General features: G+C 57.0%; 12 protein-coding genes. 7 read left to right on the top strand and 5 right to left on the bottom strand.

Annotation, left to right across the window (positions count from 1 at the left end; all coding sequences use genetic code 11):
• Positions 1-43 precede the first annotated feature (43 nt).
• The gene (locus C8J98_RS09775; protein WP_199229867.1) at positions 44-1,018 is read left to right on the top strand and encodes a site-specific DNA-methyltransferase; all 975 of its coding nucleotides are present in this window, start codon (positions 44-46) and stop codon (positions 1,016-1,018) included.
• On the opposite strand, the gene C8J98_RS09770 is transcribed toward C8J98_RS09775, so the two are convergent.
• From C8J98_RS09770 to C8J98_RS09760, 3 genes are read right to left on the bottom strand one after another with little or no spacing between them, the layout of a single operon-like run.
• Positions 1,015-1,797 (bottom strand): hypothetical protein, encoded by a 783-nt coding sequence (locus C8J98_RS09770; protein ID WP_107912997.1) that lies wholly within the window; start codon positions 1,795-1,797, stop codon positions 1,015-1,017. The two genes, C8J98_RS09775 and C8J98_RS09770, sit on opposite strands and share 4 nt — an antisense overlap.
• The gene (locus C8J98_RS09765; protein ID WP_107912996.1) at positions 1,794-2,951 is read right to left on the bottom strand and encodes a DEAD/DEAH box helicase; all 1,158 of its coding nucleotides are present in this window, start codon (positions 2,949-2,951) and stop codon (positions 1,794-1,796) included. Before C8J98_RS09765 ends, C8J98_RS09770 begins: the two co-directional genes overlap by 4 nt.
• The gene (locus C8J98_RS09760; RefSeq protein WP_107912995.1) at positions 2,948-4,522 is read right to left on the bottom strand and encodes an ATP-binding protein; all 1,575 of its coding nucleotides are present in this window, start codon (positions 4,520-4,522) and stop codon (positions 2,948-2,950) included. Before C8J98_RS09760 ends, C8J98_RS09765 begins: the two co-directional genes overlap by 4 nt.
• A gap of 1,192 nt (positions 4,523-5,714) precedes the next feature.
• Between C8J98_RS09760 and C8J98_RS09755 the strand changes: the two genes are divergently transcribed.
• Entirely contained in the window at positions 5,715-7,160 is a 1,446-nt protein-coding gene (locus C8J98_RS09755; RefSeq protein ID WP_107912994.1) for a hypothetical protein, read from the top strand.
• 3 nt (positions 7,161-7,163) lie between these two features.
• The gene (locus tag C8J98_RS09750; RefSeq protein ID WP_146171618.1) at positions 7,164-8,915 is read left to right on the top strand and encodes a hypothetical protein; all 1,752 of its coding nucleotides are present in this window, start codon (positions 7,164-7,166) and stop codon (positions 8,913-8,915) included.
• Between the two features lie 545 nt (positions 8,916-9,460).
• On the opposite strand, the gene C8J98_RS09745 is transcribed toward C8J98_RS09750, so the two are convergent.
• Both C8J98_RS09745 and C8J98_RS09735 read right to left on the bottom strand, forming a co-directional pair.
• Positions 9,461-10,402: a DUF3427 domain-containing protein gene (locus tag C8J98_RS09745; RefSeq protein ID WP_107912992.1), complete on the bottom strand. Its 942-nt coding sequence runs from the start codon at positions 10,400-10,402 to the stop codon at positions 9,461-9,463.
• A 1,032-nt stretch (positions 10,403-11,434) separates the two neighbouring features.
• Positions 11,435-12,289 (bottom strand): alpha/beta hydrolase, encoded by an 855-nt coding sequence (locus C8J98_RS09735; RefSeq protein ID WP_107912990.1) that lies wholly within the window; start codon positions 12,287-12,289, stop codon positions 11,435-11,437.
• Positions 12,290-12,857: 568 nt separating this feature from the next.
• On the opposite strand from C8J98_RS09735, the gene C8J98_RS09730 reads away from it, so the two are divergent.
• From C8J98_RS09730 to C8J98_RS09715, 4 genes are all read left to right on the top strand, one after another.
• Positions 12,858-13,100 carry a hypothetical protein gene (locus tag C8J98_RS09730; protein WP_107912989.1) on the top strand — a complete coding sequence of 81 codons (243 nt, stop codon included), beginning with the start codon at positions 12,858-12,860 and terminating at the stop codon, positions 13,098-13,100.
• Between the two features lie 154 nt (positions 13,101-13,254).
• On the top strand, positions 13,255-14,574 hold the full coding sequence (locus C8J98_RS09725; protein WP_107912988.1) for a hypothetical protein: 1,320 nt from the start codon (positions 13,255-13,257) through the stop codon (positions 14,572-14,574).
• Positions 14,575-14,591: 17 nt separating this feature from the next.
• Entirely contained in the window at positions 14,592-16,769 is a 2,178-nt protein-coding gene (locus tag C8J98_RS09720) for an XVIPCD domain-containing protein (protein WP_107912987.1), read from the top strand.
• 23 nt (positions 16,770-16,792) lie between these two features.
• Positions 16,793-17,383, top strand: coding sequence for a hypothetical protein (locus tag C8J98_RS09715; RefSeq protein ID WP_146171617.1), 591 nt, complete (start codon positions 16,793-16,795; stop codon positions 17,381-17,383).
• Positions 17,384-17,465 lie beyond the last annotated feature (82 nt).

The raw sequence follows: 17,465 nt of genomic DNA, 5'->3' as shown, positions 1-17,465 counted from the left end.
CTGTGATCCACCCGATTTATGGTGGCACGAAGGACGCGGTCGGATGTACCTGGGCGACAGTCGGATGCTGATGCAATCGACGCTAAAGAAGCAGTCTGTCGACTTGATCATGACGTCTCCGCCCTTCGGCTTGATTCGTAAGAAGAAGTACGGAAACGAGCCTGCTCACAGATATCTGGAATGGTTCAGGCCATTCGCAGAGGGGATGAAGCGAGTACTCAAGCCAACAGGTAGCCTGGTAATTGATATTGGCCCGGCATGGCTCGAGGGGATGCCGGCGAAGAGTCTCTATCAGTTTGAACTGCTCGCTATGCTTTGCGAGGAGTACGGCTTTTATCTCGCTCAGGACTTCTACTGGTGGAACCCTGCCCGAATGCCGGCCCCCGCTGAATGGGTGAATATTAGACGTCTCCGAGTGAAAGACGCGGTGAACCCAGTGTGGTGGTTATCGCCTACGCCATGGCCTAAGGCGAGCAATCGAAGGGTGCTAACGCCATACGGCAAGTCTCAACAGGCTCTATTCAAAAATGGGTACAACTCAGGTCCTCGCCCGTCTGGTCATGTCGTCTCCGAGACCTGGGGTAGGGACAACGGCGGTGCAATCCCGCCTAACTTGATTGCGGCGCCCAATACTGTATCGGATGACTCCTATCAGCAGTTCTGCAGAGAGATGGGCATCAAAGCGCACCCAGCGCGCTTTCCTAGGACGCTCCCCGATTTCTTTATTCGAATGCTGACCGATCGAGGAGATACCGTTCTAGACCCGTTCGGTGGTTCCTGCGTGACTGGCGAGGCAGCCGAGAGCCTGGGTCGGAAATGGATCTGCGGTGAGATTGTCGAGGACTATCTGCTCGGAGCGCTGGGCAGGTTTCAGGCGGCGGCAGGTGACAAGGCGGTGTCTAAGGAAAGCGGTGTTTACACCGTTCCGACAATCTTGCCGGTTAGCAAGGAAGCTGAGGCGGTCAAACTGGACTCATTCGGTGGAAAGCCGCCGCCGAAGAGCTATGTGCCAGGCTAGGGAATCCGAAGAATGAAGCGATTAGACACGTCGCGAACGATTTGAATGTGGCTATTGTCCGGAATGTCGGGCGTGCCCTCCAATTTTGACAGCCATAGATGATTTGCAGTTTGCCTCGATACCCACATCGCAGGAAATCCACGATTGTCAATGATCTGAATTGTTCCAATCGACAACTTCACTGATTTGCTGAGTCGTATCGATTTGTCCTTCGCGTTGTAAATGCCAAAGCCGATGCTGTATTCAAAGCAGCTCAAGCTTCCACTGATCTCGAGATGAGGCGCCGCGGGGCTACTACCGAACACATTGACAGCTAGCATTTGGCACGTGAGAGCTTTGAGCGACGTCGCCCACGACCGACTCCACCGGTTGGAAACTACAGCAGCCGCCCGCGGAACCAATGACACAATCGTCTCAGCTTGGGCTCGTTCAATGCCTAGGCCGGCAGCCATCGAAGTTGCACAGGACGCCTCCGGTTCACCTAGGGCGAAGCATCTAGCTTGAGGCAGTACGTGGTTCTGGAATGAGTGCGAATGAAGTTCAACCTCGATCACAAACCAGTGCGAATAATCCTTGGCGACTAATGCTAGGTCTGGTCGGCGGCGATCTCCCTGATAGATGAACGTGGCTCCTCCAAAAGTCATGCAGTGATAGTCTGAGTACGCAGCACACAGTGCAGTTACTACATAATGCTCGAACTGGTCTTCCGCGAAGCGGTCAGGATCAATCTGCGCTACGACCTCCCGACCTTGCGGGTTGCACAGTACAAGGGTCTTCATGCGCGGCTCCAGCTGACGTTTGCTATGTCGCTTAGGTCTTGCTCCTCGAGCTTGAGCCGATCTATCTCGCCCCGCGTTGCCGCCAGCGTGTAGATAACGGCGCTGCTTTTCCCTTCTGCAGGCCGAAGTACGCGCCCCAATCGTTGTATCCGCTGTCTGCGTGTCGCGGTGCTCGCTGCGATAATGCCAATCTCGGTGTCCGGGACATTGAAGCCCTCATCGAGGGCCCGACAAGTTACCAGCGACGTTATAGAGCCGGTACGATAGTGATGAAGCACCGAACCTCGGTCGCCCAAGGGCAGGCGCGAGTGGTATATCCCCGAGCGGATGCCATTTGCTCGAAGAACTTCATCAATGACCCCGCATGCCTCGATGTCTTCATGGAATACGAGGATCTTATTGAGTCTGTGCGACGCCGCAATGCGCAGTGCCAACTCCACCCGACGAGGGCTTTGATTGACCACTCGTGCTCGCTTGAGCATCAGAGCAACGGATGCCTCGGCATCCGGCCCGTTCTTGGATATGGACGTAGCGATCGCGCGGCTGAGCCGCCTAAACTCAACCTCCCTATCGTCCTCAAGATCGAATACGACGTTTTGAAGAGTGAACGGGACGATAACTTCGTCCCTCATCGCGTCTCGATAGTCGTATGTATAAACAATCGGGCCAAGTTTTGGAATTAGTATGTCAAGTAGCCCGTCGTCGTACTGCCGCTCTGGCGTTGCGGAAAGGCCCAGCGAAGCATTGTTCGGGATCTCGAGAGCGTTTTTAAACAGCGGGCTCGCCGCTTTGTGACACTCGTCGACCACAAGCATGAGGGTCCCCGCGTTCGTCGTCGTAGGGAGCTTAGCCGCGGTGTTGAGAACGGCGATATTCACGGTGCCGCGCTGAATGCCGTTCCTTCCAGTGAGGATCTTTATGTCATCTCGCGGTATCTCGAGGAAGGCGGCGCACTCTTCCCACCATTGTTCGGCGAGAGCAATGGTGGGAACAAGAATCAGGGCTGTCTCACAATGTGATCTGCGGAGGCATGCGAGCGCAAAAATTGTCTTGCCTCCGCCTGTCACCACGCTGGCAATTCCCCGATTGCCGTTTGCGGTCCATCTAGCGATTGCCTCGGTCTGCCATCTCCTTAGGCGGAACTCATCAGTCATGGCTCGTCCGACAGGACGTCACCGAGATCTACGTGCCCTGAGCGGACGGCATCTGCCAAATTCGCCCCGCGAACGGACTTCGCCCTAAGTAGGCTGTCTTTCTTCTTTCTCATCGACTCAGGCGAGACCTTGCCGGTCTGCTTCGAAACCAAGTACTCAGCGATGGCATCGTAAATGAACTGGCGTATGCACTCCTCGTTTGCGTCGGGTGAGTCGATGTCGGCGTAATACGGGTGTAGATTATTAATAATGACAAAGATCTTTCCGGGCGCGGCCGCAGTCGTAATCGTGAGGTAAGGATCATTCTCACTTCGCTCTTGCAGTGCGACGACTACTCTTAATCCCGGAACAACCTCAACCTCGATGACCGATTCATCTGTGGTTACAGAATCAGCTTGCTTCCGGTTGTTCTCCAGAATCGTAGCAAGCGGGGGTAAGACATCTTGTGCGGCGTCCTTAAACTCATCCGTGGAGAATTCGTCGCGCATACCGTTGATGAGGTCGCGTACCTTGTCACGGTTCCACTGCTTGCCGGTCGTTCCCCTTCGCCTACTTGCGTAGTCGCAATAGTCCTTCGTCTGCTGCTCGAGAAACTCCTCAAGTGCTTCTTGCTCACCATCACGAAAAAGAATTGCATCTTTGGTGTGGCTCACGTCGAAGCCGTCGAGTTCAATTACACCGATTAGCCTCTGAGATATGAGGTTATTTGCCCCTTCCTCGTCGACTCCTCCGAAGATGTTTCGTGGCTTCCAAGCGTTGGGGAAGCCCTGAATCTGTCGCTTGTTCTGGAACATGGAAAATCCGCCGTATTTTCGGCCACCGCGTTTCAGGACTCCAACCCAGCCCTTGACGTGGTGCTCTCCGATCTTCTTTGCTGGGAGATCGCGCTTATAGGGCGCTCCCGCCGCATCGGTATCGAACTCCAACTCGTCCGGAGGATTAATTGGATCGCCGTTGTAGAGAAGCTTAAGTTGATCATCCTTAAGATCGAACCTGTACATGGACCCGAGGTAGCTTCGTATGTTTTCCTCGGTACGTCCTTGAATGGTTCTGTTCAATTCGCCGATTTCGATGCGCGTGTAGTGAGTGCCGGGATCAATCGGTCGCGCCTTTATTAGGATTTTCTCTCCTCGACTTACTGCCTCGACATCGATGGTGGCCGTGTATTCCATGCCGTCGGTAAGTTCGGTCGTGACGACTACCCATCGCTTGCCGATCCAGCAAGCGGCGGTTTTTAAGCCCATCCCGTATTTTGATCGACCTTTACTGTCTGCAGTTGGATGAGCAATTCGAAGGGCATTGATCAGGTCTTCACGCGACATTCCTATCGAATTGTCTTCAATGATGATGGTCCGCAAGAGCTTCGAATAAGTTATCTGTACGACGAGAGGACTCCCCTCATCCTTCAACGCTTCGTCGACGATTCCATCGTAATTCTTCCGACTCTGCGTGGAGTTATCTATGAACTCCGCGAGCGCGTGCCACATCGTGTAACTCAGTCTTGCATACGCACCAATTGCACTGGGGCCAACCGCAAAGTCGGTTTGAAACTCGGTCTCCTGCGCTTGCATACGTTTCTTCCTATTGGACTGTCTAGACCATTACGTTTTGGATTGCGCAACGAGCGTGCGTAATCTACGAGTCGACCTGAAGCAAAATCGCCAGGGCAATTCTCGGGCATCGGCAGGATGATCAAGAACTTTAGGCCCCTTTCTCATCGTAAGCTTGGCGTATCGTCGTGGTACCCGGGCGCGACTGAGTGACTCGCGATCTCGGCGCCAGTTCCTCCATCGAAGCCCCTCAACCCGCACATGTTGACATGGTAGGTCTTCGGACCATCACGTTAACGCCTTCTGTCTCAGAGAGAAGTATCTCAACATTCAAAGCTCGAGCAAGAGCAATTGTTGGGAAAACGTCCAGCGATCTCAAAACCCCATCCAAATCAGGCAGCTAATTAATCTCGGCGCCGCGATAGGGGCGTTTCGCAGCGGACCAAGCCGCAGTTATTCGGATTCGTCCGCCGGTGAAACTGCCTTGTAGCCCCGACAAGCTCCCGGGCGTAGGGTTTAGCCCTTGCCTCTGCCGCAACCTACAAACTTCGTGCCTTTGAGGCGGCGCCGATTACGTGTTCGGACTGCAAACGCGGGCTTCCCGCGAGGTCGAGATGCATATGAACTGAGCTCGCATGCCTCCGCAGCAGCACTTAACTACCCCGCCGTTCGCGAGCGGGCGCCACGCAGCGTTCTAAGGCGGTTGGACAATCTGCAAAAAGTCCTGCAACTATTTGTAGGTGAATTCGGCATGGAAGTGTCGTCTACATCCGCTGCGAGTCACGGGCGGATGGGTCTTCGCCCGCTTGTCTCTCGTGGAATACGCCATGACCTTTGCGGCGGGGTCAGAGGCGCTTAGGGAGCACGCGTGGCGCGCGTCCAGGTCCGGTCGAGCCGGGTAGGCCAAAACAGAGAGAAGTATGAGATGAATTCGTCTACGTTCGGCACGGATCTGGCGGCCCAACTAGCGTCCGCGCGAGCGCCCGATTTCGGTCGAGGGCGACGATGAGGCGATAGCTTGATTGCCACAGGGGCTCGCCGAACGGAACTCGGCAAGGTGGCCCCTGTCGCTTAGACGAAGCAGATACAGTATCCCAGCATCCTAGGCTGGTCGCAATTGAAGGGGCGCGCCAGTCAGGGCTATGTATGGGAAAATCGTCCGAGATGGTCGCCTACGACGCATCTTTTGCACCGACGCTACTGGGGATAGCAAATGACGAAAGCTGCGGCAGTGAGCCTCCGGCGGATTAGTGAAGCGGATGACCTGCAATCGCTCAACGATCTGCTCACAGAGTCCATGAAGCAAATGCAGATCCAACAGCTCATTAAGGGCGACGACCTCGCTTCCGTAGTGGGGGTGATCATAGATCTCGCGTCAGCAGCGCCAGCGGAGGAAGAGCTCTTCGCCGCAGCTATGTTAGGCCGCTTGGCAGCAGTTGCTCGCGGGCGTGAGATTGAGGTCTTTCGCGCGGCTTCCGGGTTGTTCACTGACGAGCCTCCCTCTGTAGAGACTCTTGGTGACGGCGAGGCGAAAGAGTACGCCGCTAGGGTCTTGGCGCACGTGGATGAGGAGTGGATCATCCCCTACTGCGCGCGCGAGGCGCTGACAATCGAAACGGCGAACAATGCCCGAAAGGAGTTGCTTCGAGTTCTTCTTTATCGAACTGGAAATGTCTCTGATTGTCTTCGGTGTGTTATCGACGCACAGGCTGCGCTAAGCGCAATCGACCAGCCAGACACGCGCATTCGGAGACTCCGGCGGGTGTATGAATCGCTATCCGAAGCGGTACGCACGTTCGACGGCGAAGTCGGAGAGGAGCCAGGAGTCTCCCTCGCCCTGAGCCTGTCGAGCTTGGCTGGAGGTGCAGTTTCGGCGGCCGATAGCGACGTTCTGCATCCGAGCCTCGACGCGGCAGTGAGCATTCTCGTCCGCATGGTTGAGCTGCGATTCTCTCATGCTCTCCAGTCTGAGACGTACCGGCTATTACTTGATGGAAAGAGGCTTCTTGCTCCCGGCCCGTGGGCGCGCTTTCTGGAAGCATCAGTCATGATTCCGAAGGTGCAGATGAACTTGTTAGAGACGGCGCTTGTGCTTGCGAGGCAGAATCGTACTGATAGAGAGATTCTGCGGGCGATGGAGGCATGTTGGACGTCCACCGGCCAAATATCGGCGGCGGTCAAGAGACATTTTTCTGGGGCGGCCGACATCGACCCTGAGGTCGCGGACTACTGGCTGAAGGTAGGTCGTGTCTCCCAAAGTGAGCGGGCTGCAGAGCATAAGTTAGGTAACACTGAGGATCAGCAGATCGGTGAGTTGCTCATTCAGCTGGACGCAAATAGGGACAGCATGGGTAAGTTGAATAGCGCTGTTGTTCCGGTGCTCAAGACCTTCGATGCCTGCCAAGCTGCGACTGTACAGCGAGCTGCGGTCGGCTACGAGAGCATTGCGCAAGTCGCCGAGAGGCTGGCACGAATGAGGCGGCTTAGTAAAACGGACTTAGTTGGTAGCATCGTCGAATACAACCCGATCGAGCATGACATGGAAGGAGGTCATCGATCCGGAATTAGGAGTGTTAGGGTGATTCGCGACGGGATTAGGAAGGAGTTCGGAGGGAAGATTAAAATGCTTGTTAGGCCGCGTGTTGAACCGGAGATATGAGCGATGGATTTCGCAACTGCACGAGTTATTCTCTCTAATTTTCGCGACCGTATCGAGGTGGACAGCGAAGGCCGTTTCCGATTAGAGGGCAGGATTACGGAGAAAGAGTTAGCCGCGCTCGATCTGTTGATACGAGGCGTTGCAACTTCCGTGGATACATCTGATGCATTACTACCAAGTGTCGCGGAACGAGATGCATCCGTACGATCTGATGGAATCGGCGTTGCTCCGGTTCTTGTTGCGGATCCGGCTCGGCCGGAAACAGTAGTCGATGTAGAGGTTGACCTCTCCACGCTGGCTCTTCCCGAAGCTAAGAGCGAGTACAGAGTGTGTCTTGACTTCGGGACCGCCATGTCTAAGGCAACATTTGTCAACGACAACGAAGAAGCCAATTTTGAGGAAATTCGCGTACTTCGCCTCGGTATTCCAGGGAACCAAGAAGAGATTGACGAGGTAATGTTGGTTTCCTCGCTATTTGTGGACGATTCGAGCCGAATCTGGTTCGGGCAGAACGCTGTAGAACAGGCTGAGAGCTCTCCTGACGGTCCTCGGTCTCGCCTAGATAACATAAAGCGCTGGCTTTCTGAGGGTAACTTGGGGACGCCAGTCGATAGAGACCACAATCCGACAGGATGTGAGATCACCTACGAGCATCTTGTTCTTGCATACCTCACTTTTTTTACTTGGACCGTGAATCGTGCCCTGCTGAGCGACGCCGCGGACTTGACAGTTCCCCGCAACTTTAATCGGCGCTTCGCGATGCCCTGCTTCCCGCGCGCAAATGCAAAGGTCGTCGAGCAGAAATTGAAGAGCCTCCTGGGCGAGGCGCAAGTACTTGCGGACACCTTCGACCAAGAAGTGGACAAAGGTCTTGACCTTGGTCGATTCATCGCGGCAGTTAATCAGCTTCGTGCTACAAAGCGCGACTATCCGTTCATCACGGCGAGTTTGACTGAGCCGCTAGGGGTCGCGGGTTCGATGCTCAGTTGGCGAAGTACGTACGATGCTCTCGCACTAGTGGTTGACGTTGGCGCCGGAACGAGCGACTTCAGCCTGTATAGACTATCGGTGGTCTTGGACGACGAGGGTGATGTCGACACCGCCCGGGCAACTGCAATGGAGGTGGACAAGTCGGCGAGAGGAATTACTGAGGCAGGAAATCACCTCGATAAGATCCTCAAAGGGCTTGTTCTTCGTCGCTCGGGTGTGACGTCGGAGCATCCGAAGTTCATTAATATTTCCTATGATCTTGAGCGCAACATCAGAAGCTACAAAGAATCGTTGTTTACGACAGGATCGGCTTATATCGTTCTCTATAGCGGCGAAGCGATCGAAGTGACGCTGGAGGAGTTCTTGGATCAGGGGGCAGTAAGGGAGTTTGAGACTTCGCTGCAGCGCACGATGGTTGAACTTCTTGAGGCAGTTAATCCTGAGTTTATGACCTGGATTCGGGTGAATCCACGGCGTAACTTGACGGTCGTTCTTACAGGAGGCGGTGCGGGACTGCCCATGGCAAGGAAGCTCGCTCGTGGAAGTGTGATGGTGAACGGCTCGTTGATTCCAGTCGCCGCGGCTCAAGCTTTTCCTGCTTGGCTTCAACAGGACTACCCAGACCTGGAAGATCATTACGGGCGTATTGCCGTTTCCCTTGGCGGTGCACGGAAGAATGTCATTCAGGCTAGAGGGGTGGCCACCACGACAGGCAGTGGTCTCGGCGGACATAGGCTTGAGAGCTTTCCCACGAGAGGTGTTTGAAAATCCGGCCGGTGGGGTCCCCGTATGGGTCTCTGCAGTTCGCGTGGACTTGGTCGCCGGTGCGCTAGAGCAAGCGATGACCGTTTGCTTTGGTGCGCTGGGAAGGGTCGATACGCCGACTGTTTCGGCCGGACAGCGGCTTGGTACTACTCAGTCCAACGTACACCGGCTTGGTCCGTAGGTTGGACTGCGTAAGGCATTTATGATGCGTCCACTGGCCGTACCGAAATGGCATGGTGGTGCGAGTCATCGACGTGCTGAATGAGCGAAGCGCGCATCGCCATCGGCTCGATGGCCTGATCCATGCAATGCGTACGATGGGAGACCAGATTCACTTCTGCGACCACCAGTGGTCGCATCAGGCGCTATAGGCGAAAACCCCGCTTAGGTATATGCAATAGCGGCGTAAACGGTGCATCCCCGATGAGTCATTCCATTCTCTCGTCGTGTTATTCGATCTGATGAACGACGGAATTCAAACGATTGGTCTGCGCATCCATAGTCCTTCATCTCCTCAAAGGTTCTCATAGATCGTACGACACGCTTTAGATCCGTTCGACCTCATAACGAAAAGTCATGGTTTTCAGACGCGCATCCATCGGGAACCAGTCGCTAATCTTGTGAATGGTCCCGCCGTTCGCGTGGATCGAATCACCCGCCCCTGTGAGACGGATCGAATGGACGACGAACAGGTCGGTTGCATAGCCTAGCTTTTCTCCGCAACGCGCTGACTCGACTTCAGCGACGGTCACATCGACCGTAGAGCCGGTCGTCTGCGTACCCTTTACCTCCACACGTGTGACCCGATCGTTCTTCAAGCAACTTAAGTCGTAAGGATGTGTGCTCGATGTGTCAGTCACCTTAAAGCCGAGTGCAGCATAGTGTTTCTTCGCAAGGTCCATAGCGTACATCTCAACAACCCTGCGTCGTTGATAGTCTCTGACGCGCCCCTGGCCACGGGCCCGCGGCTTACTTAGTTCGTTTTCGAGGAGCAACTGCCTGCGGTCAGTTTCGGCGGCCTCCATAGATTTGCCTGGACGCCATTCGTAGACGCGAGCAAGTTCTCCTTTGGCGTCCTCAACGATATCGAGTGCTTCAAATAAACACGTGACCGGCTTCTCGCCGTCCATTAAGGGAGCTGAGAGACGACCACAGTAGACAAAAGGGAATGTCGCGGATTGCTTTGCTCGAACTCGACAGAAGATATGGGCTTCGCGTTCACCTGAAGTGAGGCTCTGAAGAATTCGGTCTGTCTGAGTTTGGCGAGTCTGGCTCTGCCACCAGAACAGGCCTCCGTCGAATTGGTCGCGATAGTGGTAGTCAGTCTTCTCAAGCGTCACGAAAAGAAGAACGGCATTCTCGAACTCACCGATGCCAGTACCCCAGGTGGCGTTCTTCGGAGACACTAGGCCGATCCTGGTGATGTCTGCGCGGCTGTAGGTCTCGCCTACTACAAAACCGGAAAGATCGAGAACCTCTCCTTTCATGGCCTTTCGCCGGCGTACTGGAGAACGAGAGCGCGGCGCTCTCGTTGTGGCTCCTCTTTTGCTTTGTACTCGCCCCCAGTCACAACGACCCCTTCGCCTAGATCAACTCACTACCGTTAGGCCGAAGCCCCCTTGGGTTTGAGCATAATCTGAAAGCACAGTCGGGGAAAGTAACGGGGTCGGGACAAATGTGTGAGTGAGGCAACGATCATATGCATGTCGTAGTAGCAACGGGAACGCGCAGCGCTGTCGCATTCGCTGACATTGGATCGTCGCCCGAATTCGATCGGCATTTGTGTCCGCTTATTCAGTAGGCGCCTGCTATCCGCTGACATGGATCTGAACCCGGTACAGAAGGCTCAGCTGGCCGTGTCGAAAGACGCAACGGGCCCCGCGGCTTGCTTTGGACGCAACGATAGGTATCGTGATTCCTCCATTAGGAAGGAAATAGGCATGTCAGGACAACGAATCCTGCTAGCCGCCGCACTCCTTGTCCTGTCGGCCTCCGGCGACTCCGGTCGAGCTGCCGAAAACGCGCATCCGGCTTTCGCGAAGACCTGCGGCCGGTCGACAATGATCGTCCGCTGCAGCGAAGCCTCGCCGTCTTGCGAGCGAAACGAACTCGTTCTGCGCGCCGGCACTGCGCAACCCGTTGTTCTGCCGGCACCGCAGGGCTTGGAACAATAAGACCGTGTTGGGCTGTCCTGCATGCGCAGTGCGGAAGCGTGCGAGTGGCATCATATTTACGCCCCGGGTGGGCGGTTGCTGACAAAGAGCGACCCCGCCTTCGTTTCTGACCCATCCCTACCGGGTGCCCAAAGCCTGCGCCCGAATTCAGCGGACTTTACGCGCGTATCGAAAGATCTGGGTCTATCGAAGGTCCCGGTCGTTTACGGACACCCATAAACGGATTGGGATATCGCTGATGTCCCGTGCCCAGGCGCGTGGTGCCAACAGCGGTCGTGGCGAAGCTGCCAGGGTCAAACGCGGATTTCGCCCCTATCGCCAAGAGGTGGGCCGACGTCTGTGGCTCTATCGATCTGAAAGATCAAGAAGTGCAGCTCGGTAGGCTGGTCCCGCGATAAGAAAGGTATCTTCGTGATTGCCGCCGGGCACGGCTTCGAACCTCACGCCCGGACGGTTCAACATGAGTGCCTTCGCCGCATCAAAGGGTGCGACGTTATCGTCGGTGCCCTGGAAAACGATCATGGGCGGACCCTGCCAACGGCTTACCGGCGGCTCCAGCTCCCCTGTCATCGGTACGAGGGCTCGGATGGGTAACGACTGCCAGGCCCATGTTGCGATGTGCCGACGCATCCAGGCTCGAATGGCCGTTGCCAGGTCCGGAGATACGCCTTCCACCAATACGCCTTTAGGTCGGAACTTCGCAGCTTCCAGGACAGCGATGCTTGCGCCCAAGGAGCGTCCGACAAAAAGGCTTTGCCCCATCGTGCAAAGGCCGTCGTCTGTAAGGAATCTCAGCGTACGTTCCACGTCCTCGGAGAGGTGGTTGAGCGAGCCTTGCCCTGGAGCGCCATCCTGGCCGGGATACGAGATCGTATAGAGGGCGACGCCGTCGACTCGAATCAAGGGCAGGAGGTCTCGTTCGTATCTCGCCATTCCGCCTTGCTGGCCGGGGAAGAAGATCACGCACTTACCGTTGAGGCCATTGCTGTAGCGGCGGAGAGCTACGCCGCGTCCTTCGTTCGTGGTTACGACGTGTCGCCATTGCTCATGGGTCGCCTCCGAGTGCGAGGGACTGAGTACCCGCTGATCCAGCATAAAGGCAAGTATCAGCACAGGGGTCAAGAAGTACGCCACGAGGCAGGCGAGGCCTGTCCAGGCGAGACGAAGGCGATGCTGCTTTGCCCAGTGACGTATCGTCATATCCGCGCTGTTCCCGAAAGCATTGACGAGAGCCCGTGAGGTTGGGCGAATGAGCGCTTCATCGCGTAGGACTACAGACAACCGAATGTTGTTTTGCTACGGTCTTTCTGTTGTCTGCGTCGTCGCCATCATTGCCGCGCAGACAACCATCGCTTAAAGCGGTGAGAAGCGCGAGCCGAGAGTGCACTAACACTCCCGACTCGCTGACCATTCCAACTTACGTGGAGTCACAATGGCTACCCCCGATCATACGGCACCCGCTCGCCCGCCGAACCCCCTCGGCGACACCCCCAACGGTCACCGGCCTGTCTGCATACCGCGCAGACACGGTTGAAGAACCGCGGCGGCGGCCGCTTTTTCTAAGATTTTTCTTGGCCGTCCTACCCGGCACGTAGCCGCTTGGGTCGGTGGTCAGGGCTGACGCCGCGATCCACTTCGTCAATTACGCCGCCGGCGCCCGGACACGGGCAGTCGTTGAAACCGCGAGTCCTATGGTCCGCGGCACGTCGCGCTTTGCACGGCGTGCCGCAACTTGGACGTGCGGTGGCCATCCGAAAGGAAGAAGACCATGACTGACATCAACGAAGCCGAAACCTCCACACACGATCTCTTGAACCAGGCCACCGAGTGGCTGCAATACGCCCGAGGCCTTACCGAGCTATTGGCCGAACTCGTGCACGAGTCCGATACGGTCGATTGCAACCGTATGGCGATGGGACTTGAAGCCATCAGTGCGCTGACGCGTCTGGGTGTGCGCTGCACGGCGGAGGCGCATGCGCGCTTGACGTGGGAGCGGGCAGGGCGGGCCTGAGAATCGCGGTCACGGTTAATAGAAGATTTCTGAAAATTGCCCCGAACGCGTTTCGCGCACTCAAATTCGTCAACCCCTTGTTGCATCCTTGGCCGCGCTCGCTAGTCAGCGTCACACGTAACGAGGCCCCAGTTTGGCAAAGGAAAGACACACCGTGAAACTGATGCTCGTACTGATAGCAGCCGCTCTGAGCATGGCAGCGGCGCCCGCCCGCAGCTCTACGGGACCGGCGTGGCCAAACACAGGGATTGCGGAGCGTCAGCTTGTCGGAGGTGGCGATGCGTGGCCGGAGAGCATGTTCGTGGAACATAGGAATGGCAAGCGGATTGCCTGGGTTCTCGCATCGCCGGGACATGGTCACACGAAGGCATTGGATTTCTTCTCGGGAAGGATCGAGAACGTCACGGTCCAAAATCCGGGCGGGTACGCAGACGCCTTCGTTGACTCCCTAGGCATCACCCATCGGGGCACGTTGCATCCCGTCTCTTATTTCAAGGATCCAAGGCCTGACGGTGCCATCGGGAACAACGTGCATGTCAACGTTTCCTCACTCCAGTTCGGTAACAGTGTTTCTTGCAAGCCCGAACTCAACGTGTCAGAGCGATTGTCTGACGACTTCAAGTCGACTATCTGGCGAAAGGTGCTTCTTTACCCTCGATCTTCGGCATCGGGCTGCCCGAGCGTCCCCTGGGATTCAATCATTGGTACTGGCATGGGGCTGGGGGATGGGACCATGCTTGTGTCTGCAGGGCACTATGTTTTCCGCGTAAGCGTCGACGATCTCTCGCCGGTAGGGGCTGCTCCCGACCTCCACGTCGTTGATGAGTCAGATCTAAAGAAGGCGATCGAGCGGGCGAAGGGAATGAAGATCGAAGATGGGAGCGCGTACCTTACGGCGAGCCTCGGTCTGAACCAAGCGGCGTCGTCCTACGCGTCATCCCCGCAGAATTCGGAGCGACCTCCGCGACCCGATTACGGCGCTCACCCGTCGACGGCCGCTCTATCCACCAAAGACCCGAGTCAACTCGTAGACGGCTATCTCGGATATATCTACACCCTCAGTAGCGGATCGGACGTGTCCTTCGACAGGATCCAAACTGCGGTAGGGGGCCAACTGCGGCACGGAGAGGCCGGTAGCGGCGACGCGAGCGCCGCTTATCCCGAGGGTGATTGGGTAACGCTCAGCTTCGCGGATGGAGGGGTCGCCTCTGAGCGCTCAGCTTTCCTGCACTTCGGAAGTAGCCGTGACCCTAACGATCCACTGCCGTACTGTCGCCTGCCTTTCGACAAACTGCGAGACAGGCTCTTGCGGGCCGGCTATGCCGAAGGTCGGGAATGGGGCGAATTGGGAGAGGTGCTGCTCTGGACGTTTTCCAAGACAAACGACGCCTGGGTCGAGGTAAGTACGCGATGGGCTAGGCCGAACGACGATCTTATGTGCGCCTGGACGATCTATGTGCGTGGAAACGTTTAACCAAGGAATGGATCTACATGAAAAGGATTAACGCCCAGCTTGAGGCGATGCTTGGAGACTTCCAAGTGCGATCGTCGACCGGTCCCCAAAGAGCCGTGCAGCTACGCGCCGCGGTCGAGGCCAGTGAGCTGACCCTGCGTGCGTTCAACGCAGCGGCTGCGGCAGGAACCATGCGTTCGTTCCAGATCGACACTGAAGGGAGTCGGGCGAATCACGTTGGTCGCTTCGATTCTGAGCGAGGCTCGGTGAGTCTGCCATCCAGCGCGTTCCGAGATTCCGGGGCGGCTCCGACCCCGGATCTCATAGCGACCTGTAGGGTTCAGTCGATGCTTGTAGCGTTCGCCTCGGGTGTGGTGACGAACGGAGGCAAGCCGGTAGGTGGTGCATCGCCCGAGATGGTAAGGAATCTTCAGAACACGCTGAACGGGTCGCCTTATCTCGCCAGCGAGTTCAAGCGTGCAGCCACGACCAGAGACCCCACGAGTCCTCACAAGTTTGGCTTGGAGAGGTTCGAACTGCTGCCGCCCAACGCCAACATCGGCGGTGCCTATGTCGGTGAAACACACACGATGTTGCTTCCTGCCGGTGCCCTCGTCGCACGCCCGGGCAGGACGTTCAATGCCGCGGCCCTCACCTTCGTTGTCGGTCACGAGGTTCAACATGCCTTCAACCGGGCGGACGCTTTGCAGGCGACTGTGGCATTGAGGGACGGCGTTAATCATATCTCCCAGAGTTCCTCACCCATCCACGACTACACACCGGTGCTTGCTGCGTATCTCGGAGAGGTCCGTAAAGACGAAGCCAGGGGGCAGATCGCGGGGTGGAATGCTGTGCAGAGCTGGATGGAGGCGTCCGGCAAGCCCGTGACCCTCAAAGCCATGGGCGAGGCAGATGATCGGATGCGTGACTTCGTGCCGTTTCAGGTCTCGGGCGGCCCCGCCACCGTTCACCCAGACATTGTGCTCAATGCAGATATGACGTTAAGCCCGACCGCCGGGAACATCGAAGCCCTGGGCAAGCACTACTTCGACCGCCCGACCAGGGACCACTTTCCTTTGGGGAGCAAAGAGCGGGTCATGGGCCTCAACCACGACCACGTATCTAACTACCCGAACCATTACGGGAAGCAAGCCATCGAGCAGATTCTCGCAGCGGAGAAAAAGGCGCCCTTGTTTCAAGGGAGGAAGCCGGAGCCCACCTTCGACATGGCCAGGCTCGGCCTGTTTGAGGACGTGCTGGAGCGCCAGGGCCTCGACTTGACCAAGAGCCATGGGAACGGCGAGTACTTCGATAGCACCCAGCTACCGTCAGCCCCGCGTACCTTCAACCACACGGTACAAGGCAAGAATGCACACCAGTACGTTCCCGTCGCGCCCGATAACGCCCCTCCGCTGCCAACGCGTCTCGATCTTCCCGCACACCCAGACCATGAATTCTTCAGGCAGGTCAGGCGGCACGTCGTCGAACTGGATAGGAGCCTCGGCCGGGCGCCGGATCACTACACCGACAACATCTCGTCCGCACTGACCGTGCAGGCCCGCGCTGATGGCCTGGAGCGCGTCGATCACATCGAGCTGTCGGAGCGTGGTGACGCCTTGCGGGCGATGCAGATACCGAAGGGGCGGACGAATGAACAGTTCACCCTAAGGAGTGCAGTGGCAACGTCCGAGGCGAGTACGCCCATGGAGGAAAGCGCGTCGAAGTGGCCTGATGCGATGCGGCGGTTTGAGGTGCATGAGCAGGCAAGGGCCGAGCGTCAGGAGAGCGTGCTCGGACGCGGACACACGGTTCCGAACAGCGTTTCCCGAGTAGGCCCGACCCCGGAACATCGGCAGCACTCGCTGGATGATCCCCGGAATCCGAACAGTCGGGATCACGACCTCTACAACAAACTTGAGCGTTGCTTGCCCAATGCGTCGGAGGAGCGCTTGGTGCAGTTCACTGCCGCGTGCCACAGGCATCGAATCACCGCCAAGAACCTGAGCGGTCTACATGTGGACTACGACAGCATGACCTTGAGCATGAACTCCGACGGCCTGATATCTACGACGGCTGTGGTCGACCTGAGCACACCTCCGCCAGAGCCTCAGCAGGCGATCCAGCAGATTCAGCAGTTCGATCAGCAGATGGAGCAGATCCGTCAGCAGAGTCAGGAACAGGCTGCCCAGATGTCTCAGCAAGGGCCGGTGATGTGATCAGGGCAAAGCTTGGAAGCCTGGTGATCGTATTGGCCACAGCCATGGCGACGGCGGCGAGTACGATCGTGATCGGCGCGGAGCTTGGCTCGGCGGGTGCTGGTGGCCGTACCGTTTCGGGCGCAAGGATCCCCAAGGACTTTCATCGCAAGGCTTCGCTTCCGGTCGGGGAGGGTAGGAACTGTGTTGTGGGCTACGTGCAGGACGAGGACTGGACGTATTCCCACCCGTACGTCTACCTCACGAGCGCGACGGGTGGACGGCCCGTTTGGGTAAAGAAGCTAAAGATACCGGAGGACTTCTTCGGCGGTCGCGCCACGCACTGTCTCCGCAGTGGCGACTTTCTCTATGTGCTCCTTCAACTCGATACCTACGCTTCTGCTTCGCTCAACCAAGGCATCGTGCACGTAGTCAAGCTGGACCTGGAAAGCGGCTCGGTCGTTGCTGAAACCCCGATCGTGATTCCGGAGGCGAAGCACAACTACTCCGCATGGGTTTGGGGAAAAGACGCCTTTCGGCAAGAAGCGGGCAAGATCCGTGTCGTAGGCATGTATCGCTATATGCATACGAATGACGACGATGACCTTCCGTTTTCAGTTGTAGTGAGAATGTGATCGGAGTGACCTCCATCTTGCGTCGCAGCGGAGGCGCACGCGCATCTGTCGTGGAAACGGACAGGGCGCTCGCGAGGTGTGT

It is taken from the genome of Luteibacter sp. OK325, from assembly GCF_003050935.1.
Taxonomy (GTDB): Bacteria; Pseudomonadota; Gammaproteobacteria; order Xanthomonadales; family Rhodanobacteraceae; genus Luteibacter.
The sequence above is the reverse complement of the archived record's forward strand: the minus strand, read 5'-3'. Positions and strand labels throughout refer to the sequence as shown.